The sequence below is a fragment of the Rouxiella chamberiensis genome, assembly GCF_026967475.1.
GTDB classification, from domain to species: domain Bacteria; phylum Pseudomonadota; class Gammaproteobacteria; order Enterobacterales; family Enterobacteriaceae; genus Rouxiella; species Rouxiella chamberiensis.
Genome location: NZ_CP114058.1, coordinates 2,305,570 through 2,327,290, shown reverse-complemented (window position 1 = coordinate 2,327,290; position 21,721 = coordinate 2,305,570). Strand labels below are relative to the sequence as shown.

Sequence of the window (21,721 nt, the reverse complement as noted above, 5' to 3'; positions counted from 1 at the left end):
AGAAAACTATGTTAGCCGACCCGTCGCAAAAGTATGTTGCTTTCCCACCGGTGAATTTACCCGATCGCCAATGGCCGGGAAAAACCCTTGATAAGGTGCCGCAGTGGTGTTCAAGCGATCTACGGGACGGCAACCAGTCGCTCGCCGAGCCAATGGATAACCAGCGCAAGCGCCTGTTCTTTGATTTGCTGCTGCGTTGCGGCTTCAAACAGATTGAAGTGGCTTTCCCATCGGCGTCTCAGACCGATTTTGATTTCGTTCGCGGATTGATTAACGACGGGGCGATACCGGAAGACGTCTCGATTCAGGTGTTGACGCCGTCGCGCAGCGATCTGATTGAACGGACCTTCGAGGCGTTGATCGATGTGCCTCGCGCCATTGTGCACCTCTATAACGCGACATCACCGATTTTCCGCGATGTGGTCTTCAATCAGGACAAGGCCGCCACGCTGGAACTGGCTGTGCGCGGAGCCAGACAGATTCGTCAGCTGTGCGAAAAATACCCGCAGACCCAGTGGACCTTCGAATATTCGCCGGAAACCTTCTGCTTTACCGAACTGGATTTTTCACTGGAGGTGTGCGAAGCGGTCGCGGCCGTGTGGGAGCCTTGCGAAGCACGCCCGATGATCATCAATCTACCGGCCACGGTCGAAGTCAGCACCCCCAATATCTATGCCGACCAGATAGAGTGGTTCTGCCGCCACTTTAGCCGTCGCGATCGGGTGTCCATCAGTGTGCATCCGCACAACGATCGCGGAACCGGCGTCGCCTGTGCCGAGCTTGCCATGCTGGCGGGTGCCGATCGTGTGGAAGGCTGTCTGTTTGGCAACGGCGAAAGAACCGGTAACGTCGATCTGGTGACACTGGCTCTGAACTTTTACACTCAGGGCATCTCGCCGGGTCTGGATTTCAGTGATTTAAAGGGCATCGTCGAAACCGTGGAGCAGTGCAACCAGCTGCCCGTGCATCCGCGTCATCCTTATGCCGGTGAACTGGTCTTTACCGCGTTCTCCGGTTCGCATCAGGATGCGATTAAAAAAGGTTTTGCCGCGCAGAAACAGCGTGAGGACAAACATTGGCAGGTCCCGTATCTGCCGCTGGATCCGGCCGATGTGGGCTGCAGTTATGAGGCGGTGATTCGCGTCAACAGCCAGTCCGGTAAAAGCGGAGCAGCCTGGTTGCTCGAGCAGAATCATGGGCTTAAACTGCCGCGCGCACTGCAAATCGAATTCAGCAAGGCCGTGCAGAAGCAAACCGATACCAGTGGAAAAGAGATGGGCACCAGTGATGTCTGGCGACTGTTCCGTCAACGCTACGGGCTTGTGGATCAACCGGCAATGAAACTGCTGAGCTATGATATTCGCAGCGACGCCGAAAACCTGCGCCATTTCAGCGCCAAGGTGAATTATCAGGGGCAGGAGTTAACGCTTGCGGGCAGCGGCAACGGCCTGCTGTCTTCGGCTGTCGATGCGCTGCATCGTCACTTTGACTTGATGCTGGAAATTGGCGATTACGACGAGCATACGCTTGGGCATCAGAGTCACAGCCGCGCGGTCGCATACGTCAGTTGTCAGCGCCCGCAGGGGGAACGCGTGTATGGCGTCGGGATCGACAGCGATGTTTCAAGCGCCTCCCTGCAAGCGCTGTTCAATGCCAGCGCTCAGTTACTTGCCTGATTAACCGACAGTTTCTGCCATGCGGGCGGCAGAGTTGAAATACTCGCTGGGTGACACGCCCAGCGTTCTGCGAAACATGGCACTAAACGCGCTGGGGCTGTCGTAACCCAGTTCCAGCGCGACCTCCAGCACCGATTGCCCGAGCGCCAGCGCGTTCATGGCCGCCAATATCTTGGCACGTCGCACCCAGTCACTGAACCGCAAACCCGTCTCGCGCTGAAATCGTCTTGATAGCGTGCGCCCACTGATGCTCAAGCCCAGCGCGATTTCTTCAAGTTCCCACGGCGCACAGAGGTCGTGCTGAATCTGGCGGCACAGGGAAAGCAACTGAGAATCCTGCGGTTCTGGAAGATGCAGGGGAAGAATGGGCAACAGGCGAAGCTCGTCGAGGATGAGTTCGATGATGCGTTCATCCCGGCCGCCCGGCATGTAGTCTGGCGGCACGTCGAAAGAGGCGAGGATAAGCTCGCGTAACAGCGGAGAAATCTGGACTACCTGGCATTCGGCGGGCAGGTCGGCGCGCGCCAGCGAATCGACAAACAGCGTGCGCGCCTGAACCCCGCCGATAAAACGCAGGCTGTGCTGAACGTGGGCGGGCAACCAGACGCCGCGTCCGGGCGGCACCATCCATTCACCGTGACGGGTTGAAACCTGAATAACGCCTGAAAGTGCATGAATAAGCTGAGAGCAGCCATGACTGTGGGAAGGTTCGCAATCGCCATGTTGATAATCGACGGCGACCGCCGCAATGGATTGATTTTCAGCTAAAAGTTTTCATGCATGCGCAGTGCCAATTCCAGATTTCAGGCGAATCTTCAGAGAAATATCAGGGTTGAGGATGCTTTTTCGCTTCTTCTGCCGCTTTGCGCGCGGCATCTGCCAGCTCGTTCAACTCTTCCGGGGTCAATTGCTCAGCAACTTTATGCAGTTCCGCCAGACCATCACTGACATGCACTTCGTCCGCTTTGGTTTTAATGTCGTCCGGTTTGTCACTCATAAAAAACCTCCGAAAAGTGTGAAGTGTCCTTAATTTTAGCAGAGTTCATTTAAATAAAGTTGATGTGACGACAAGGTAAGGGCATCAGGACAAAAAAAGAGAGCCTTTCGGCTCTCCTGAATGCTTTCCTCTGGCAGGCTGTTTCGCGGACCGAAGCGGGTGCGGTCATGGCCACAAAACCGCTGCTGCCCGGAAATTACTGGCGGTAAGCCAGTTTGATCTGCTGCAGCGAGGCGTTGAAGATTTCTGCCTGCTGCGGGTCTTCAAGCTGGGAAATGAATTTCTCGAGGTTCAGAACCACTTTACCGGCATCGGCCTGACCCATTGCCTTCAGCATAAAGGTAAAGGTCGCCTTCAGGCAGGCAACTTCTGTCGCCAGCGTTTCAACATTGGCCTGCGTGGTAAAATCACAAGTGCTCATTTTCTCTCCTTAAAACTGATCGCCTGATGGGCGTTCAGGTAGTGCGTTCAATATTTTACAGCCTGAGACAAGACAAGCTGCTGAAAAGGTGTCGCTATGTTAACACAGTCCATAGCGGGGCAGGGAGCAGGGCAGAGCGCGGCTTTGTCAAAAGATGAGTTTATGGGAATTTCCTGAAATCAGGGTGGGCAATCTGAGTCAGACATGAAATTTAAGCGAATTGCGCATGAGTTTTTTTCATTATGAAAATAAGTTCGCCAATGGAAGAAAAAATTAATTCCCATTCAAACAGAGGCATATATCTTTTATAAAAGTTGACGTTATTTTGTGCATCGCAAACTCAAGATTGATTTAAATCAAGTTTTTAACGGCGCGAGCCGGTTGCTTTCATTTTAAAAAGCTGTTTATTCAATGATTTTTAAAGGGTTTTTTACGGGTCTGAAAAGAGAGGTATTACAGTTTGGCATTTAACTTTTACATTAATCTGCGGTAAGTTTTTACAATCAGACCTTGGTGAATTTCTCGAATATGCAGTAAAATGCGCAGGTTAATTTAACTGGCTATTTTTAATTTTACTCTCCGCTGTCTAATGAAAAATACGACTGTGTAACGCCCTTTTTTGGAGAATTCTCTTTGATAAGCGTTCTTCTTGTAGATGACCACGAACTGGTGCGCGCAGGGATTCGACGCATTCTGGAGGATGTCAAAGGCATCAAGGTTGTTGACGAGGTCCAGTGCGGCGAAGACGCCGTGAAATGGTGCCGCAACAATCCTGTCGACATTGTCTTGATGGACATGAGCATGCCGGGTATCGGCGGTCTTGAAGCCACCAAGAAAATCGTGCGCTTCTGCCCCGACATCAAAATTATCATGCTGACCATTTATACCGAAAATCCGCTGCCCGCCAAAGTGATGCAGGCCGGAGCTTCCGGTTACCTCAGCAAAGGGGCTGCGCCTCAGGAAGTGATCAACGCCATCAGGCTTGTCGATTCCGGACAGCGCTATATTGCCTCTGATATCGCTCAGCAGATGGCCTTGAGCCAGCTTGAGCCACAGTCTGATTCGCCGTTCGACAGTCTCTCCGAACGCGAACTGCAAATCATGCTGATGATCACCAAGGGTCAAAAGGTTAACGAGATTTCCGAACAACTTAACCTGAGCCCCAAGACAGTAAACAGTTACCGTTATAGAATGTTTAGTAAACTAAATATTAACGGTGATGTAGAATTGACCCATCTGGCAATTCGCCACGGTCTATTCAACTCGGAGACGTTATCTGGTAGTGAGTAATGAACGCTTTGACCCTCAGGCCTTTCTAAAAACGGTCACCAGCCAACCTGGCGTCTACAGAATGTACGACGTAACCGGGACGGTCATTTATGTCGGTAAAGCCAAGGATCTCAAGAAGCGGCTTTCCAGTTATTTTCGTACCCAGGTCTCGAGCCGAAAAACCGAGACCCTGGTCAAGAACATCGATCAGATAGACGTGACGGTGACGCATACCGAAACGGAAGCGCTGCTGCTCGAGCACAACTACATCAAGCTGTATCAGCCGCGCTACAACGTGCTGCTGCGTGATGACAAATCTTATCCGCTGATTTTTCTCAGCGCCGATAATCATCCCCGACTCGCCATTCACCGCGGTGCCAAGCACGCAAAAGGGGAATATTTCGGGCCTTTCCCGAACTCCTACGCCGTGCGCGAAACGCTGGCGCTGCTGCAAAAACTGTTTCCGATTCGCCAGTGCGAAAACAGCGTTTATCGCAACCGGTCGCGCCCGTGTCTGCAATATCAGATTGGACGCTGCCTTGGGCCTTGCGTCAAAGGGCTGGTTAGCGAAGAGGAATACCGGCAGCAGGTCGAGTACGTGCGCCTGTTTCTGGCCGGTAAAGACCAGCAGGTGGTAACCCAGCTGATTGAACGCATGGAAGACGCGAGCAAAAATCTTCGTTTCGAAGAGGCCGGGCGATTCCGTGACCAGATTCAGGCGGTGCGTCGCGTTACCGAGCGCCAGTTTGTCAGTGGCAACAGCGAAGACCTCGACGTGATAGGCGTGGCCTTCGAGTCCGGCATGGCCTGTCTGCACGTTCTGTTTATTCGTCAGGGCAAGGTTCTGGGCAGCCGCAGCTACTACCCCAAAGTGCCGGGCGGCACCGATATGTCGGAAGTGGTGCAAACCTTCGTGGGACAGTTTTATCTGCAGGGCAGCCAGATGCGCACCTTGCCGGGTGAAATCCTGCTCGACTTCAGCCTGCCTGAAAAAGACCTGCTCGCCGAATCACTCAGTGAGATGGCCGGTCGCAAAGTCCATATTCAGAGCAAGCCGCGCGGCGACAGGGCGCGGTATCTTAAACTGGCGCGCACCAACGCCACCACGGCGCTGACGACGCGGCTTTCCGAGCGCTCCACCATTCACCAGCGTTTGGCCGAACTGGCTAAAACCTTGAATCTTTCCGAGATAAATCGGATGGAATGTTTCGATATCAGCCATACTATGGGCGAGCAAACCGTGGCTTCCTGCGTGGTGTTCGATTCAAACGGTCCGGTACGGGCCGAATATCGCCGCTATAATATTACGGGCATTACGCCCGGCGATGATTATGCCGCGATGACCCAGGTATTGACGCGTCGCTATGGCAAGGCCATCGAAGAGGCCAAAATTCCCGATGTTATCTTTATCGACGGCGGTAAAGGGCAACTGGGCATGGCGCTCGACGTCTTTGCCGGACTCAATGTGACGTGGGACAAATCCAAACCGCTGCTGATTGGTATTGCCAAGGGCGCGGATCGCAAGGCCGGTCTCGAGACGCTGTTCTTCAAGGCGGAGGGCGAGGGGATTGCGTTGCCGTCGGATTCCCCGGCGCTGCACGTTATTCAGCATATTCGTGATGATTCACATAATCACGCCATTACCGGCCACCGCAAGAAACGTGCGAAGGTCAGAAATACCAGTGCGCTTGAAGAGATTGAAGGCGTTGGCCCGAAAAGACGTCAGGTTCTGCTTAAGTATATGGGAGGCATTCAACCGTTACTGAATGCCAGCGCAGAGGAAATTGCAAAAGTGCCGGGTATTTCACACGCATTGGCAGAAAAAATCCATAATGCGTTGAAACACTAGGTTCATTGTAGCAACATACTCATAATATCTACATCGGACAGATAGTTACCTACGCACATGCAATTTAATATACCGACGTGCCTTACCCTGTTTCGCGTGGCTCTGATCCCGTTCTTCGTGCTGGCATTTTATTTGCCGTACGTCTGGGCTCCGACCGCGTGCGCCTTAATCTTTGTTGTCGCGGCCATCACAGACTGGTTTGATGGCTATCTGGCCCGTCGCTGGAAGCAAACCACGCGTTTTGGGGCCTTCCTGGATCCTGTCGCCGACAAAGTGCTGGTGGCAATAGCGCTGGTGCTGGTGGCGGAATATTTCCATGCCTGGTGGATCACGCTGCCCGCAGCGACCATGATTGCGCGCGAAATCATCATCTCTGCGCTGCGAGAGTGGATGGCGGAGATAGGCAAGCGCAGCAGTGTTGCAGTCTCGTGGATTGGCAAGGTCAAGACGATGGCGCAAATGCTGTCACTGGTGGCGCTGTTGTGGCGCCCTGACGACATCGCGATCGGCGTAGGCGTGATTGCGCTTTACATCGCGGCAGTGCTGACTTTCTGGTCGATGTTCCAATATTTGTTCGCCGCGCGTAACGATTTGCTGGAACCTTGATCGAACTGATTCAAAAAACGGCAATCGATCGCGATGGGTTGATAATTTTATTGACTCATCGCGTCATCTAAGTAGAATGCAACGCATCGGAAGGCAGTGAGTCACTGGCCTGAAGATAAGTTAAAAAAATCAGTAAGTTCTGATTAATGCGGGAATAGCTCAGTTGGTAGAGCACGACCTTGCCAAGGTCGGGGTCGCGAGTTCGAGTCTCGTTTCCCGCTCCAAATTCGCTATATAGAACAAGATTCTGTATAACAGTACGATTAAAAGAATTACGGCGCGTTAACAAAGCGGTTATGTAGCGGATTGCAAATCCGCCTAGTCCGGTTCGACTCCGGAACGCGCCTCCAATTTTCCCGGAGCCCGGGTGGTGGAATCGGTAGACACAAGGGATTTAAAATCCCTCGGCGTTCGCGCTGTACGAGTTCAAGTCTCGTCCCGGGTACCATGGAAAATTACTGAATAATCAAAAGCAATAAAGTAGTAATGTCGTTATGCCACCTTCGGGTGGTTTTTTTGTTTTTGGGGTTCAGAATCGCCTTTCCTCTCCTCCTTTCCTGTCTTTATCACCCTCGACTTCCCTGTCTTTTCGCCGTCGTCGCGACACTGTGCGAGAGGAGCGTCCCAACTCGCGCCAATGAACTAGACTTACTACTCTTGCAATAGAGGAAATACCCTATGTCCAGTCACAACGCCGATGAGCACGACAAGAAAGAAGGGGATGTCAGTAAAGGGCTGCCCGAGGTCGCGCCACATACCCATAATCCGTACGAAGAAGATGATTTTCCCTACGAACCTCATGAATCCACGGTCAAGAAACACAAAGACGATGAGTCAGAGTCAGCACACCAAGACAGTCACACTGATAAAAAATAGGATGCGCCCGGAGAGGGCAGGGATAAACAGCCTGAAATTGAAGAGCCTGAAAGCGGCTTGAGTGTCGCTTTCAGTCTCTGTTATTTAAACCAAGGTTCAAATTTCGTATTGCACACCGCGAACGACGCCGATAATTTCGCAATTGCCGTTGATTGGAATATTGTCATAGCGCGGATTGAGGGGCACCAGATACTTCTTGGGGCCATCAATCACCAGCTTCTTCATGGTCGCTTCGCTGGTTCCGGCAATACGCGCCACCACAATTTTACCGTTTGTCGCTTCCATTTGCGGGTCGACAATAACGGTTGACCCCTCGGGAATACTCGGCAGCCCGGAAGGATTCGTCATCGAATCGCCTCGCACGGTTAACGCAAAGGCGTCGGAAGACACTCGTAACCCGGTTTCCATCCAGTATTCTGCTCTCTCAAAAAGTTCACTCGACTCTGACTCCGTAAAGACGCCTGCCTGAACCCAGGAAAGAATCGGGATCTTCCTGACGCTGGTCACCAGCGGTTGCAGTCCTGCAAAATCAGTACCATAAAGAATATAAGCTTCTGATGTATTGAAGTATTTTGCAAGCTTTAACAGTGACTCAGCCTTGGGAACGTTTAAATCTTTTTCCCAATATCCTACTGTGACATCGGACACACCGCAGTATTCACCGAGCGCTTTCTGCGTTGTCTTGGTGACTCTGCGTAGTCTTTTTAATCGCGCTCCTACTGATTCCATAATCTGCTCTCAATTTATTAACTAAGTTATCTTAGTTTTATTTGATCAAACTTAACCTTGGATATAATATCTAACTTAAGTTAGATTGTGAAGCTGGACTTAACTAAATACGGAAGACGAGGGGATAGCGGAATGAGTATGACCCTAATGGCAAGAGCGATGGCAATCAAGGTAGGAAGCCCTCTGCGTAAGCTGGTATTGATGAAATTGGCCGACAACGCCAATGACAGGGGCGAATGTTGGCCTTCTTATCAACACGTTGCCGATCAGTGCGAATGCAGCAAGAGCGCGGTGAAAACGCATATCTCAGCGCTTGTGGCGCTCGGCCTGATTGCCAAGGAAAATCGTCTTGGGGTTAACAATGGTAAGGGAAATACCTCAAATCTCTACTACTTGACGCTCAATGCCGTGTCGACCGGGTCGTCAGAAACCCCGGCCCCTGGGTCGGCAGCAGACCCAGCCGTGTCGATGGCATACTCAGCTGAGTCATCCAATGCCACACCCCCTGTGTCGGCAGGTGGCACCAGATCCAGTCACTTTCAGGATCCAGTCAAGGATCCTGTTATGGGCAAGCCCGCTAAATCCGTTGCAACACGGGCCACAACCCTGCCGGAAGCATTTGTTCCTGTGGAAAAACATCGGGTGCTGGCCGCTGAATTACACGTGGATCTCGCCGCCGAGTTTGCCATTTTTTGCGATCATCATCGGGCCAAAGGATCAACTTTCAAGGACTGGCACGCCGCGCTGAACACCTGGCTACGCAACGCGGCGAAATTCAATGGCCGAAAAAGTCCTGCAACGCCGGCAAGAGTTCTGGCCCGCGCCAGCGCCGACATTCCAACCGGATTTAACCGCCATCTGCCGCTGCTGCCACAAGAGGGAGAAGACGATGAGCTTATCTAAATCCGCCGAAGTGATGGCCCGTTTTCTGGCGCTGAAACCGCCGCACGTCAAGGCACATTGCCAGACCAGCGAAGAGTTGATGGCCTGGCAGCAGGAAGAAGGCAAAAAGGCGGCCAAGCGGGTGACGGATCTCAATCGCATGGCGCGGCTGGAAAGGGTGCTGGGCCGTTCGGGCATTCAACCGCTGCATCAGGACTGCGGATTTCGCAATTATCTCGTCGAGTCTCCCGAACAGCAGCAGGCGCTGACCTTGGCGCAGGCCTTTCTACAGAACTTTGGTCAAACGCACGGCGGCTTTATTTTTTCCGGAAACGTGGGCACGGGCAAGAATCATCTCGCTACGGCTATCGTCAGGAATCTCATCAAAGAGGGGCGAGTGGCCGCCATTATTACCGTGGCGGAAATCTGCCAGAAATTTCGCGCCAGCTTCGAGAAAAACAGTCCGGTTAAAGAGGCGACGTTACTTAAAGATCTCTGCCAGCTCGATTTGCTGGTGCTCGACGAAGTCGGGGTGCAAAAGAGCACTCACAACGATTTTGAAATCAATCTGCTCAGCCAGATTGTTGACCGCCGTCAGCTGCTGCTGAAGCCGACGGGCATGCTGACCAACCTGAATTATGACCAGCTGCTCAGTCTGCTGGGCGAAAGAATGATGGACAGGCAAACCAACGGGGGATTGTGGGTCCCGTTTACCTGGCAAAGTTACCGCAGCCGTAAAGGCGGCAGGGCATGAAAAAGCGACCTATGGAGGAAAACTTATGAGAGATATACCACAAGTTTTGGCGCGCTGGGGCGGTTGGGCGGCGGCGGATCACAGCCATCTCGACTGGCAGAAAACGGCGGCCGGTTTTCGGGGATTGCTGCCGCAAACCACGAAATCGCGCATCTCCTGCTGCGATGACGACGGAATGCTGATCGACGGGTGCGTCACGCGCCTGAAACAGCTTAAACCCGAAGAATATCAGCTGCTGGTGCTGCATTACGTTATGAATCAGCCAAAACGGGCGATTGCGCGTGCGCTCAAAAAAGATGAGAAGCTGGTGCGTATCATGCTGCAACTGGCGGAAGGTTTTGTGGAAGGGTGTCTGTCGATGCTGGACGTGAAGCTGGATATGGACCCGATTGTAGAAATTTATCGTGAACCGAAAAAAGTGCTCACGCGGTCCGCAAAAAGCCGTTTACTCTATTAAAACTGGTTACTGAGTCACGTGACCAAAAACATAAAACCTCGCTTCGGCGGGGTTTTTGCGTTTTTGGAGGGTGACCGCAGTGACGCAGCCCATTGCCACTTTCAATCGAAACCATGAAGGAAAATCTTATGTCTACAATCAGCTTTCAATCTCTCTCAGGCACGCAGATGGCCGGTCCAAACGGCACGCCCGTTCAGGTCGTCGCGAAAGTCGTCGATGAAAACGGTGCCGTAGTACCGGATCTGGCCGTGACTTTCGCTGTCGATAACAGCGCCACGCTCGATATTCTGGAAAATCCGCTGCTGACCGATGCGGCCGGTGAGGCGCTGGTCACCTTGTTCAGCAACACGGCGGGAGATGCCAACCTGACGGCAACCCTCGCCGACGGGACCACCGCCTCGACGGTGGTGACTTTCGTTTCACGTGACTATCTCATGAGCCTGGGTCAATAGACCGGCCGTCACGTCCGACATACGCCTCCCCATCAACCCGCTCCGGCGGGTTTTTTCGTTTCAAGGCGTTGTCAAAAGCCCTTTTTACACGTCAATTCACAAACATATAAACGTAAGGAAAAAACATGTACAAAATCAGTTTCACTCCTCTCGAGGACGGTCAGCTGGCAGGCCCCAATGGCGGTGCCGATTCCGTGATGGTCACTGTGGTCGACGCCTCCGGTGCACCGGTCGCCGGTCAGGTTATCACCTTCAATGCCAACAACGGCGCAACCTTCCAGGCGAATCCGCTGACCACCGATGCCAATGGTCAGGTTACCGTGTCGGTCTCTTGCGATATCGTCGGCGATACCACGCTTATCGCCACCTTGTCGGATGCGACCTATGCCTCGACGATTATCAGCTTCGTGGATGCAGACGGCTCGCCGGGCACCGATCCTGTTCCGCCTTTTACCATCAACTTTACGGCGATGACCAGCAATCAGCTGGCGGGCAGCACCGCAGACATCGTGCTGACCTCGGTCGTAGATTCGACGGGCGCGGCCGTGGCAAATCAGGCGATTACCTGGAGCGTCACCTCCGGCGCGACCTTCCCGACCACGCCAAATCCTTCCTATACCAACTCGCTCGGCGAGGCAACGGTCTACGTGTTCAGCGCGGCGGCAGGCGACATCACCCTGACCGCTACGCTTGCCGATGGCACCACGGCGTCGACGGTCGTGAGTTTTATGGATAAACCCGACACGCCGCCCGTCAGCGATCCGGTATTGCCGCTCGGCCTCACGCTGACGCCACTGATTGATAACCAGCTGGCGGGCGGGACGGCGGATGTGGTGATTGCCAAGGTCGTGGATGCGACGGGAGCCGCGATTTCCGGGCAGAGCGTGACCTTTAGCGTGAACAGCGGCGCGACGTTCCCGACGACGCCGAATCCATCGTCGACCGATTCTCTCGGCGAAGCCGCGGTGTATATCTTTAACGCCACAGCAGGGGAAGTCACGCTGACGGCCTCGTTGAGCGATGGAACCCAGGCTACGCGGGTCGTGAGTTTTGTGTCGAAAGATGCCGATCCGGGCGCCGATATTGCCGCGTTCAAGGCCGATGTGGCGACCTTTATCAGCTATGTTCAGCAGCAGCTCGATACCGTGGGTCAAAATGTGGGCACGGCGTTGTCACAGTTGTCGGCTTCGGTAGTGGCGAGTGACCTGCCCACTGCGCTGGCGAACTTCGAGGCGGACGATCAGACGTTTAATGCCTATGCGGCCTCGGCATTCGAGACGCTATCGCAAAACGTCGATGCCGCCTTCGCAGACCTCAAGGCGAAATATCAGTAAGGCTTTGCAAAAGGGGGCGAAAAAAGCCCCCTGAAAAGCAGGTAAAAATAATTGAAAAAGGCGCTAACGCGGTCCGCATATTACCGCGTACGCTTATAAAGTGGTTACTGAGTCACGTAGCCGCTCTCAACCAAAACCTCGCTTCGGCGGGGTTTTGTCGTTTTCAGACCTCCTGTTTTACTCTCGGTGGCCGCCTCGGCGGTCTGTAACAAAGGTAGGTACCCAATGGCTATGTCAACAGGACTAAAAAGCAAAGTGGTCAAATTAGGTGGGGCAACCGCGTTATCTATCGCCATGGCCCTGCTGGGAGGACGGGAAGGCGTAGAAGGCCAGAAAAGCGTGGCCTATCGGGATGTCGGCGGCGTGTGGACCGTATGCAGCGGCATCACCGGTACGGACGTCATTCCCGGAAAATACTACTCGGACAAGGAGTGCAACGCGTTGCTGGCGAAACATCTCAATCCGGTAAAAAAAGCGGTGGATGCGGCGGTGAAAGTGCCGATAGACAACTACACCCGCGCCGCACTCTATTCCTTTGCCTATAACGTCGGGGTGAACGCGTTTCGCGGTTCGTCGCTGCTCAGGCACCTCAACGACGGCAACCTGCGCGCCGCCTGCGACGACCTTCGTCTGTGGGTGTATGTCAACAAAGAGCGCAATCGCGGCCTGGTGAATCGGCGCGAAATCGACAGGCAGCTCTGTCTGATGGGGCAATCGTGATCAATAAAATAACGCTGCTGGCGATGACGCTGATGCTGTCCGCCATCTTGTCGCTTATCTACACCGCCATTCATTTTTACGACGAGGCGGTGTCTCAAACCACGGCCCTGTCAAGCATGACCCAGCAAAAGGAGAAAGCTGAATTCGTCTCTCAGTCGATGGCGATGGCCATAGAGAGATACAACCAGATAGCAGGAGTCGCGCTCAATGAGCAAATGGCGAACAGAACCGCAAGCCAGGCGAGACAAACTCTTATTACGTCGGCGCTCAAGCCGTCTCCGTGTGCTGCCGAGCCTGTTCCTGATGCTGTCAGTCACAGCTTGCTCACCCACTACGAGCAATTTCGTCAGAGTGCCGGCCACGCCTATCCCGGCCAGCCTGCTGACGCCGTGTCAGCCGTCGGCACCTCCCGATAACCCGCTGACCTTCGGAGGCGCGGTGATGTGGAATGAACTTCTCCTCACCGATCTCCAAAACTGCAATACCCAACTCGATGGCATCCGCCAATTCGAACAGTATCAAAGCAAGTAGCGCAAACCCGTAACTTAACCCGTAACTCAACGCATACTCACATAACTCGCGAGGCATCAATCATGGCTAATATCATCACTCTTACTTCAGTAACCCGTGGCGCACAGGCAAACGGCAGCGCAATCAATACCGTCCGTGTCAATGTTACCGACAGCACGACAGGCGCGAACGTCGCCAACTCGGTCGTTAATTTCACGGTCAGTACCGGTGCAGGACTAAACGTCAGTTCCGTGACCACCAACTCGGCAGGATACAACTATGTCGATGTCGTCAGTTCAACGGCGGGCAACTATACCCTGACGGCGTCGCAGACCGGGGCGACGTCCGCCACGCTGGTCGTGACCTTTGCGACGGCGCAGGAAACCGCAGCCGCCAACCGCGTACTCGACACCATGCAAACCTCACTCGCCGCCACTGCCGGGGCAGGTTATGTCGGCTGGGACAGCTCGGTCGACTACGCTTCCGGCACTCTGGGCGCAGCCTTCAACGACGGCGCAGCCAGTATCGCGACGCTCGGAAACAAGGCCGCCCGTTATATTGATATCGAAGACTATGCCGATGATGCATCGGCAGACGGCGACTGGACTTCGGCGATTCAAAGCGCCATTGACGCCGCCACCAACAATGGCATTCTCGAGGTGCGCGGTACCGGCAGCTACGCCATCTCCAATACCGTCCTGATTCGCAATATTTTCAACAACGGCCTGAATATTTCCATCCACAAGCTGACCGTAACCTCGGATTTCCCGAGCAACACCGGCTTCTGGAGCGCAACGCCGATGATAACCATCGGTGACCTGGTGGGTAATGCCTCCGGCCTGAATCTGTTTATCAACGTTCTCGACGGGGGCAGCAAGGCGGATGGTATCCAACCGGTCGGCTATGGCTTCTCGCTGTCACATCTTCACATTGGTACGGCATCCAACTGTATCTCGGTTATCCGCATGGGGGCGCATCAGTGGCCCAACGCATCAAACTGGATTACCGGCGATTACTGGCTTAACAACTATGTCGGTATTTATCTGGCAAACGGCGCTACAGGCAATACGCCGATTGTCGAAGGCTGGAAAGTGTTTGTTAAATTTATTGCCGATAACTACTGGGGGGCATGTGGTTGTTCAACTCGGGGCAGTATGCGCAGCTGAGCGGCGACTGGGACTTCAACGGTAAACGTCTGGCGGTCCTGAAACTGACCGACAACACCGGCCTGACCTCCATTGTCGGACAAAACGGGCTTAAGCTGACCGACGGCACCAATGAGCTGGAGTTCCTCTTCTATTACACAAGCTTGGGATACACCTACATTGTTGTCGCCTCGCCGAACAATATCTCGGCATCCGACAAGGTCGCCACCTTCCCGTGGACCGCAGGGGCGAAAATCTCCTGTACCACCGTGAGCGGTGTGGCGATGGTGTTTTCGACCATCAATGTGGCGGGCGATAACTCCAGTCAGACCAACTTCTTCGATATTCTGCATGATTTCGAAAGAGCACCGTTTGCGCGTGTCCAGGTCAGTGCCGGTTATCTGTCCGGGATTATCGGCGGTCTGCTTTACACCTCGACGCTGCAATACCAGAACTCCTTTGCGCCGTTGACCGACAGCTATACCGGTTTGAGTATTACCAATACCGGCAGTGCGCTGTCGTTGTATAACTCGACTATCGAAACCACGCCGTTTATGAGCTCGTCGGCCGACTTCGTCAACTTCAATAAAAAGCTGTTCATGAAGGATTACCTTTACGAAGGGGTAGGTTCTGCCAATACCTTTGCGTCATCAACCAGCACGACCAGCGTGTTGGCGTTGCTCAAGGATTCGACGAACAACAAATATCTGAGCGAAGGCACCATGTATGACATTACGCTTAAGACCAACTTTGCGACCTGTGGTTCGTTCCGCGTGTATGTCATTGCGTCGGGTACCTCCTACTCGCACGTTGTGGTTTCGAGTTATGTCGGTGACGCCATCGCCGTCACCTTTACCGACACCACATCCGGCGTACAGATGAACTTCCGTCAGGAAGCGCAGGCCTATATGCAGGTGGTGACCAACGTCGTCAGGGTGTAGTCGGCGATAATACGCGGGGATCCTCGGCCTTCAAGGCGGGGATCCCCGCTTTTTTATTTGTGAGGATTTTGTTACAAAGTTAACATTCGCATTCAGCAGCACTTTTATGCCGACCGGTATAAAATGACGGTTTAACGCTTTGCGAGCTATTAATTCCATAATGAAATGGTTAAACAAGAATGCGCTGTTATTTGCCGTCAAGACCTGCATTGCAGCCTTTCTGGCGCTCTATATCGCGTTGAAACTGAACCTCGACAAGCCCGCCTGGGCGATGGTGTCGGTATACGTCATTTCTCAACTCTATTCGGCCTCGACCCTGTCAAAAGCGCTGTTTCGCTTCCTTGGCACCGTGTTGGGCGGCGGATTTATCTTCCTTATCTATCCCATCACCGTCACGCATCCTTTATTGTTCAGCCTTTCCGTCTCGCTGTGGGTTGCCTGCTGTCTTTTTCTCTCGCTCCAGGATCGCACCCCGAAAAGTTATATCTTCATGCTCGCCGGTTACAGCGCCGCCATCATGGGCTTTGCCGATGTCACTACGCCGCTTGGCATCACCTACACCGTGATTTCGCGTATTGAAGAGATAACGGTGGCTATCATTTGCAGTAGCCTTATCCATATGCTGATTTTTCCGGTCAGGATGCGCAATCTGCTCGAAAACAGCGTCAGCAACTGGTACGACAGTGCCAAAAAACTCTGCAACGAACTGCTGACCGTCGAGTCCAAAGAGAGCTCGCCCGAACGCGATCAGATTCTGGTGCAGATGGCCAGTTATCCCATCAACGTGGAAGCGCTGATCACCCACTGCGTGTACGAAGGCGACTCCGCCCGCAAGCTGATTCGACTGGTCAGCGCGCAGTACCAGCACCTTTCGTATCTGATCCCGACCTTGACGGCGATTGAAAAACGCCTGAGCCTGCTGGCGGAGCAGGGGATCCACTTCCCCGATTTCGTGGCCGAGTCCTTTGCCCATTTCCTTGCCTGGCTGAACAGCCCCGAGCAGAGCGGCAATGCGCAGGCTATTCAGGATGACCTGACCGCCTCGCAGGAGCTGATCAAAACCCGTTATGCCAGCGGTGAAATGAGTGTGGAAGAGGGACTGTTGCTGATGGGCCTGCTGGAACGCCTGCTCAATTTCATTCGGCTTTCCGACTCTTATATGGGCGCGAAAGAGCGCGTCAGTTCGTTGAGTCCCGAGAAGAAACGGGGCAAGGTCAAACTGATTCGCAAACACCGCGATCGCGGGCTGATTCTGCTGTCCTGCTTTACCGCCTTTGCCGCCACCATGCTCGGCTGCCTGTTCTGGATTGGCACCGGCTGGAAGGACGGCTCGACCGCGCCGATGATGGGCGCGGTTGTATGCTCGTTTTTCGCCTCGCTCGACAGTCCCGTGGCCTCGATGAAAGTGTTTCTCAAAGGCGTGCTGGTGGCCATTGCCATCAGTTTTATCTACGTCGGCGTGTTTATTCCGCTTACCGTCACCTTCGAGTCGCTAATCATCGTGCTGGCTCCCGGTCTGCTGGCGCTGGGGCTGGTTATCGCCAACCCGTCGACCAACTTCATCGGCCTTATCATCGCCACGCAAATCCCCGGCTTTATCGGCATGACCCATGATCTCGACCCGGACTTGCTGTCTATCATCAATGCTTCGATCTCGACGGTAGTGGGCATCGTCATGGCCGTAGTGCTCACCTCGCTTATTCGCAACAAACGGCCCGCCTGGACGGCGCGGCGCGTGCTGCGTCGCGGTATCAAGGAGTTGTTGCAGTTCACCGGCGAAATCCGCATGAACGCCTCCTCGCTGCTGGCGCGCCAGCAATATGTCGCCAGCATGATAGATAAAATCAACATTATTCTGCCGCGTAATACCGTAGATCCCACGCCCGGCGTTGCGCTCGGCGGCAATCTCATCACCGAAATCTGGCTCGGCGTAAACTGCTATGATTTTTACGCGCGCCATCACGAGATTCTAAAAGACAAGCGCCTTGAGAGCGACGCGCTGATGACTGAAATCACCCGCTACTTCAAGCAGCGGCTGAAGAATATCTATATGGCACCGCCGCAAAGTTTGCTGGATGAACTCGACGCTCTTCTGCTGCGCACCGAATCCCTGTGTCGCGTCGATATGCAGCTTTTTGCGCCGCTGTTTTACCTGTTCAACATCCGTATGGCGCTTTACCCGACGCAGAGATGGCCTGCCGTTGAAGCCTTTTGATACCGACTCTCTACATCAAGTCACCTCGCGGTGACTTTTTGTTTTATTTGGACATAATTGCGAACATCTTTGTTACAAACAAATCCGGATAACCCTTTTCGTAGGGGTATAAAATAATGCTTTAAAATCTACGTGATTTGTTTAATTAGAAAATGAAGTGGCTAACAAAAAATGCTTTTTTGTTCTCGGTAAAAACCTGTATCGCTGCATTTCTGGCCTTATATATCGCTCTAAAACTTAATCTGGATAAACCCGCCTGGTCGCTGACATCCGTATTTATTATCTCTCAGCTCTATTCCGCCTCGACGCTGTCAAAATCCGTATTCCGACTGATGGGAACCCTGCTCGGCGGCGCCTTCATTTTCTTTATTTACCCCATTACGGTGCTGTATCCGCTGTTGTTCAGCTTCTGCGTGTCGTTATGGATAGCCTTCTGTCTCTATCTTTCGCTGCACGACCGCACGCCGAAAAGCTACGTTTTCATGCTGGCCGGTTACAGTGCGGCGATTATGGGCTTTGCCGACGTTAACTCGCCGCTGGATATTACCTACACGGTGATTTCCCGTATTGAAGAGATTGCAGTGGCGATTGTGTGCAGTACCTTGATCCACATGATCATCTTTCCGGTAAAAATGAGCACGCTTTTGGAAAGCAGCGTCAATAACTGGTTTGAGAGCGCAAAAAACTCTGCGCGGAAATGGTCACGCGAGTGTCGAAGGAAAAGTCGCTGGAGCACGAACATATTCTGATTCAGATGGCCAATTATCCGGTCAGCGTCGAGGCGCTTATCACCCACTGCGTCTATGAAGGTGACTCGGCGCGCGCGCTTATCCGCATGGTGACCGTTCAGTACCAGCATCTTTCCTATCTTATCCCGACCCTGACCGCGATTGAAAAACGGCTAATTCTGCTCGGCGAACACGGCGTCACCTTTCCGGATTTTATCGCCGAAACCTTCAGCCATTTTCTGGTTTGGCTGCACAATCCCGAACAGTTTGGCGATATCGCAGTGCTGGTGGATGAAATGGTCGCCTCGCAGGAACGTATCAAGGCGCATTACCTCAGCGGCGAAATGACGGCCGAAGAGGGGCTGCTGCTGACCGGTCTGGTCGAGCGGTTGCAAAACTTCATCCGCATTGCCCATGCCTATCTTGGTGTGAAAGAGAAAGTCAGCGCCTTTAGCGATGAAAGAAAACCCGCCAAGTTTACCCTGTTTGAAAAACACGCCGATAAAGGGCTTATCTTCCTGTCATCGCTGACGATTTTCATTGTAACGATGCTCTGCTGTCTGTTCTGGATTGGCAGCGGCTGGAAACACGGCGGAACCGCGCCCGTGATGGCCGCCATCGCCTGTTCCTTTTTTGCGGCCCATGACAGCCCGATTGCCTCCCTGCAGGTGTTTCTCAAGGCCGTGGTGATAGCCATCGCCGCCAGCCTGATTTACACCGTGATCCTTATCCCGCTGACCACCAGTTTCGAGGCGCTGATCATTTGTCTGGCACCCGGACTTATCGCGCTGGGTATCGTGATTGCCAATCCGGCGAGCAATATCTTCGGCCTGATTATCGCGACGCAGATCCCGAGTTTCATGGGCATGAGCCACGATTTCCGCCCCGATCCGTTGTCTATCCTCAACTCGGCCATTTCTACCGTGGTCGGGATTATGATTGCCGTGCTGGTGACGGCGATTATCCGCAACAAGCGGCCTTCGTGGACTGCCAAACGTGTACTGCGCCGGGGTATCAAGGATCTGCTGCAATTTACCCAGGCTGTCAAGATGAACAAATCTTCCTTGCTGGGACGACAGCAGTACGTCGCGGGAATGCTCGACAAGGTCAATATCATTTTGCCGCGAATCAAGATAGATCCCATCCCGAACGTCGCGCTGGGCGGTAATCTGATTACGGAGATTTGGCTGGGCGTCAGCGTGTTTGATTTCTATGCCAGACACGAGGCGTTGCTGAGAAGTAACCATATCGACACGGATGCGCTGCTGTTTGAAATCAATAACTACATCAAACAGCGGCTCAAGAACATTTATGCCGCGCCGCCGGCGTCACTGCTGCATGAGCTGAACCAGTTGCTGTTGCAGGTCGAGCTGGTCTGTCGCTCGGACATGCACCTGTTTATGCCCCTGTTTTATCTGTTTAATATCCGCATGTGGCTGTATTCGCACGAGCGATGGCCGACCGTTTGACAGACTGATAGCCGCTGCGGGCCGAGGAAGGAGCCCGCAGCGGCGTCTTGCATCAGATATTTTCCAGCTCGATATCTTTGGTTTTAGGCCCGAGCAGGGAAATCACCAGTACCACCATCGCCATACTCGCCACGATAAAGGCCAGCACGCCGATATTGCCGGTGTATTCCAGGAACAGACCGATGATAATGCTGCTAAATACCGTCGACAGTCGGCTAAACGAGTAGCAGAAACCGACTGCGGTCACACGAATGCGCGTCGGGAAGATCTCTGTCTGGTAAGAGTGGAAGCTGTAAGTCATCCACGCATTGCAGTAACTCACCATGAAGCCGCAGAGGATCATGCCGAGCGGACTGCGCTGGAAGCCGAAAAGCGCGCCGAAAATCACCACGCCCAGCGCGCCTGCCACCACCTGCCACTTGATCTCGAACTTGTCGGCATACAGCACCGACACCAGACAGCCAATCGGAAAGCCGAGGGTGATAATAATCGAGTAGGAGAGGCTGTGCGTAAAACTGCTGCCCTGACCGGCGAGCAGCGCCGGAAGCCAGTTGCCGAAGCCGAAGAAACCGATTGCCTGAAAGATATTGAAAATCATCAGCATAATCGTGCGTGAACGGAACTGCGGCGTCCAGATCTCCTTGAAGCGCCCGCGGCGTTCAAACTGGTGTTCATCCTGTAGCGTGACCAGATGGTCAAGCCGTTCGACCTTGCCGACGCCACACTGTTTTTCCAGCTCTTCGAGAACCTGCTGCGCCTTTTCCGGCTGCCCGTGCTGCATAAGCCAGCGCGGAGACTCCGGCAATTTCTTGCGCACGACCCAGATAAACAGCGAAAACACGACGCTGACCAGCAACACGTAGCGCCAACCGGTCAAACCAAACCAGGTATGAGGCACGAACCACCACGAGATAAGCGCGACGGCAGGCACCGACAGGAACTGAATAAAGAAGGAGAAGGCGAATGCCCTGCTGCGCAGCCGTGTCGGCACCATTTCCACCAGATAGGTGTCGATGGTGACAAGCTCGATGCCAAGGCCAACGCCCACCAGAAAGCGCAGAAGAATAATCCACTCCGCCTGATTCTGAAAGACGATAAGCAGCGTAAAGAAGCTGTACCACAGCAGCGCGAACATAAAGGTCAGGCGACGCCCGAACTTGTCGGCGAGCGGACTGAGCAGGCTGGTGCCGACGAACAGGCCGAGAAAGGTGGAAGAGGCGAAGGCGGCCTGATCCGAGATACCGAAGACGCCTTGACTGCCCGTGTGGAAAATCCCCTCGGCAATCAGTCCGGGACTGATATACGCCGTTTGAAACAGATCATAGAGTTCAAAAAAACCACCAATTGCCAATAATATTATAAAGCGCCACAGTCCCGGTGATGAGGGCAGGGCGTCTATTCTGGTGATCAGTTCAGGTGCCGTCATGGCACCCGGCTGATTCGATAAAGACGATGAATGTGCAAATTCCATAATGACCATTACCCGTTGAAAAAACATAATCATGCTAAGTTTTTATCACCGGATTTAAATTCGGAATAAGATTTCAAGATGTAAAAAAATAGTGTAATTAGCTGTTTTTAAAAGACTGATAGGATAAAACGCTTTTAGGCTGCGGCGTTGCTGCCCGCCGCAAATTGCAGATTTTAAAACAAAACTCATCCGATAAACTTTAAAATAAAGTTTAAGCGAC

General features: G+C 53.3%; 21 protein-coding genes, 3 tRNA genes and 1 pseudogene. 20 read left to right on the top strand and 5 right to left on the bottom strand.

From position 1 onward, the window contains the following. Positions 1 to 8: 8 nt before the first annotated feature. Positions 9 to 1,676 carry a 2-isopropylmalate synthase gene (leuA, locus tag O1V66_RS10830; RefSeq protein ID WP_045046422.1) on the top strand — a complete coding sequence of 556 codons (1,668 nt, stop codon included), beginning with the start codon at positions 9 to 11 and terminating at the stop codon, positions 1,674 to 1,676. On the opposite strand, the gene O1V66_RS10825 is transcribed toward leuA, so the two are convergent. The 3 genes from O1V66_RS10825 to O1V66_RS10815 form a co-directional block, all read right to left on the bottom strand. After that, positions 1,677 to 2,426, bottom strand: coding sequence for an AraC family transcriptional regulator (locus O1V66_RS10825; RefSeq protein WP_269128351.1), 750 nt, complete (start codon positions 2,424 to 2,426; stop codon positions 1,677 to 1,679). It abuts the gene before it with no gap. Between the two features lie 76 nt (positions 2,427 to 2,502). After that, positions 2,503 to 2,673: a hypothetical protein gene (locus O1V66_RS10820; RefSeq protein WP_187329770.1), complete on the bottom strand. Its 171-nt coding sequence runs from the start codon at positions 2,671 to 2,673 to the stop codon at positions 2,503 to 2,505. 196 nt (positions 2,674 to 2,869) lie between these two features. Next, positions 2,870 to 3,094, bottom strand: coding sequence for a DUF2594 family protein (locus tag O1V66_RS10815; RefSeq protein WP_045046424.1), 225 nt, complete (start codon positions 3,092 to 3,094; stop codon positions 2,870 to 2,872). 633 nt (positions 3,095 to 3,727) lie between these two features. Here O1V66_RS10815 and uvrY point away from each other — a divergent pair. The 7 genes from uvrY (at position 3,728) to O1V66_RS10780 (ending at position 7,694) form a co-directional block, all read left to right on the top strand. Next, positions 3,728 to 4,384: a UvrY/SirA/GacA family response regulator transcription factor gene (gene uvrY, locus O1V66_RS10810; RefSeq protein ID WP_045046425.1), complete on the top strand. Its 657-nt coding sequence runs from the start codon at positions 3,728 to 3,730 to the stop codon at positions 4,382 to 4,384. Then, positions 4,377 to 6,212, top strand: a complete 1,836-nt coding sequence (gene uvrC, locus O1V66_RS10805; RefSeq protein WP_072045042.1) for an excinuclease ABC subunit UvrC — start codon at positions 4,377 to 4,379, stop codon at positions 6,210 to 6,212. The genes uvrY and uvrC overlap by 8 nt, the downstream gene beginning before the upstream one ends. Before the next feature lie 57 nt (positions 6,213 to 6,269). Then, a complete protein-coding gene (pgsA, locus tag O1V66_RS10800) occupies positions 6,270 to 6,818 on the top strand; it encodes a CDP-diacylglycerol--glycerol-3-phosphate 3-phosphatidyltransferase (RefSeq protein ID WP_045046427.1) in 549 nt (182 codons plus the stop codon). 148 nt (positions 6,819 to 6,966) lie between these two features. Further along, positions 6,967 to 7,042, top strand: a tRNA-Gly gene (locus O1V66_RS10795). Between the two features lie 52 nt (positions 7,043 to 7,094). Then, a tRNA-Cys gene (locus tag O1V66_RS10790) sits at positions 7,095 to 7,168 on the top strand. 11 nt (positions 7,169 to 7,179) lie between these two features. Further along, positions 7,180 to 7,266 (top strand) — tRNA-Leu (locus O1V66_RS10785). Between the two features lie 230 nt (positions 7,267 to 7,496). After that, positions 7,497 to 7,694 carry a hypothetical protein gene (locus O1V66_RS10780; RefSeq protein WP_045046428.1) on the top strand — a complete coding sequence of 66 codons (198 nt, stop codon included), beginning with the start codon at positions 7,497 to 7,499 and terminating at the stop codon, positions 7,692 to 7,694. 96 nt (positions 7,695 to 7,790) lie between these two features. Here the strand turns inward: O1V66_RS10780 and O1V66_RS10775 are convergent, their stop codons facing one another. Continuing rightward, positions 7,791 to 8,423 (bottom strand): LexA family protein, encoded by a 633-nt coding sequence (locus tag O1V66_RS10775; protein WP_045046429.1) that lies wholly within the window; start codon positions 8,421 to 8,423, stop codon positions 7,791 to 7,793. 159 nt (positions 8,424 to 8,582) lie between these two features. On the opposite strand from O1V66_RS10775, the gene O1V66_RS10770 reads away from it, so the two are divergent. The 12 genes and pseudogenes from O1V66_RS10770 (at position 8,583) to O1V66_RS10720 (ending at position 20,030) form a co-directional block, all read left to right on the top strand. Beyond that, on the top strand, positions 8,583 to 9,326 hold the full coding sequence (locus tag O1V66_RS10770) for a helix-turn-helix domain-containing protein (protein WP_052673366.1): 744 nt from the start codon (positions 8,583 to 8,585) through the stop codon (positions 9,324 to 9,326). Beyond that, positions 9,313 to 10,059, top strand: coding sequence for an ATP-binding protein (locus O1V66_RS10765; RefSeq protein ID WP_045046431.1), 747 nt, complete (start codon positions 9,313 to 9,315; stop codon positions 10,057 to 10,059). The genes O1V66_RS10770 and O1V66_RS10765 overlap by 14 nt, the downstream gene beginning before the upstream one ends. 25 nt (positions 10,060 to 10,084) lie before the next feature. After that, positions 10,085 to 10,516, top strand: coding sequence for an antiterminator Q family protein (locus tag O1V66_RS10760; RefSeq protein WP_052673367.1), 432 nt, complete (start codon positions 10,085 to 10,087; stop codon positions 10,514 to 10,516). A 128-nt stretch (positions 10,517 to 10,644) separates the two neighbouring features. Further along, positions 10,645 to 10,968 carry an Ig-like domain-containing protein gene (locus O1V66_RS10755; RefSeq protein ID WP_045046432.1) on the top strand — a complete coding sequence of 108 codons (324 nt, stop codon included), beginning with the start codon at positions 10,645 to 10,647 and terminating at the stop codon, positions 10,966 to 10,968. Between the two features lie 125 nt (positions 10,969 to 11,093). Next, entirely contained in the window at positions 11,094 to 12,302 is a 1,209-nt protein-coding gene (locus O1V66_RS10750) for an Ig-like domain-containing protein (RefSeq protein ID WP_045046433.1), read from the top strand. A gap of 225 nt (positions 12,303 to 12,527) precedes the next feature. Next, on the top strand, positions 12,528 to 13,022 hold the full coding sequence (locus tag O1V66_RS10745) for a lysozyme (protein ID WP_045046434.1): 495 nt from the start codon (positions 12,528 to 12,530) through the stop codon (positions 13,020 to 13,022). Further along, entirely contained in the window at positions 13,019 to 13,438 is a 420-nt protein-coding gene (locus O1V66_RS10740) for a hypothetical protein (RefSeq protein WP_045046435.1), read from the top strand. Before O1V66_RS10745 ends, O1V66_RS10740 begins: the two co-directional genes overlap by 4 nt. Beyond that, a complete protein-coding gene (gene lysC, locus O1V66_RS21995; RefSeq protein WP_420911482.1) occupies positions 13,374 to 13,553 on the top strand; it encodes an Rz1-like lysis system protein LysC in 180 nt (59 codons plus the stop codon). Before O1V66_RS10740 ends, lysC begins: the two co-directional genes overlap by 65 nt. Before the next feature lie 62 nt (positions 13,554 to 13,615). After that, on the top strand, positions 13,616 to 14,698 hold the full coding sequence (locus O1V66_RS10735; protein WP_269128318.1) for an Ig-like domain-containing protein: 1,083 nt from the start codon (positions 13,616 to 13,618) through the stop codon (positions 14,696 to 14,698). After that, the gene (locus tag O1V66_RS10730; protein WP_269128317.1) at positions 14,662 to 15,618 is read left to right on the top strand and encodes a hypothetical protein; all 957 of its coding nucleotides are present in this window, start codon (positions 14,662 to 14,664) and stop codon (positions 15,616 to 15,618) included. The genes O1V66_RS10735 and O1V66_RS10730 overlap by 37 nt, the downstream gene beginning before the upstream one ends. A 160-nt stretch (positions 15,619 to 15,778) precedes the next feature. Further along, the gene (locus O1V66_RS10725; protein ID WP_045046436.1) at positions 15,779 to 17,833 is read left to right on the top strand and encodes an FUSC family protein; all 2,055 of its coding nucleotides are present in this window, start codon (positions 15,779 to 15,781) and stop codon (positions 17,831 to 17,833) included. Positions 17,834 to 17,985: 152 nt separating this feature from the next. Next, positions 17,986 to 20,030: pseudogene (locus O1V66_RS10720) on the top strand (FUSC family protein). 52 nt (positions 20,031 to 20,082) lie between these two features. Here the strand turns inward: O1V66_RS10720 and O1V66_RS10715 are convergent. Then, a complete protein-coding gene (locus tag O1V66_RS10715; protein ID WP_414058462.1) occupies positions 20,083 to 21,501 on the bottom strand; it encodes an MFS transporter in 1,419 nt (472 codons plus the stop codon). Positions 21,502 to 21,721: the final 220 nt, after the last annotated feature.